Annotated in this window: 1 pseudogene; it reads right to left on the reverse strand. The window is 65.6% G+C overall.

From position 1 onward, the window contains the following. Window positions 1–154: 154 nt before the first annotated feature. Window positions 155–619: pseudogene (locus tag BKH20_RS14880) on the reverse strand (transposase); the annotation flags it as partial.

Consider the following 619-nt stretch of genomic DNA (forward strand, 5'->3'; position numbering starts at 1 on the left):
GTGGCGGTCGGGTGCCCAGGTGGCTTCGTGCTCGGCTGGGGTTCGCATACCGATGGCGGAGTGAGGGCGAACGGTGCCCGCCCAGTGGACCCACTCGGCGGTGGCGAGCACGGGCGGCGTGAGCCTGTCAAGTTGTTTGTGTATGTGGTGTGGGTTACAGGTGGGGGTTGATTCGGTCGGGATAGGCCAGGGACAGCTGTTGGAGGGCTTGCTTCCAGTTGGTGGTTATAGCGCCCTCGATCAGCCTGCCGGTGGTCGCGCTCTTGCCGGCCCGTCCTTTCTGCTGCTCCTTTTGCCGTTGTCGGGCTCTCTTGTCCTCGATGTTGCAGATAGCCAGCTTTCGGCAGCTTGACCGCTGCCTCGTCGGAGGGGAAGTGACCCCGGTTCCTGGCGACCTTGCGCAGCTGGTAGCTCGCAGCCTCGATACTGTTGGTGGAGGGGGTACCTCCCACGAAGTGGGGGAGAGATGACCCGTCGCACCATCGGCGGGAAGGCCAGGAAGGGAGTGAATCGCTCCCAGGAGTCGGTGAAGGTCCTGACCGCGGCCGGGTAGCGCTGTCCGAGCTCGCTGGCCTCGAAGGTCTCCAGGGCCTCCCATGCGGCCTCCTCGCTGGGGGCC

Source organism: Actinomyces oris (assembly GCF_001937445.1).
Classification (GTDB): domain Bacteria; phylum Actinomycetota; class Actinomycetes; order Actinomycetales; family Actinomycetaceae; genus Actinomyces; species Actinomyces acetigenes.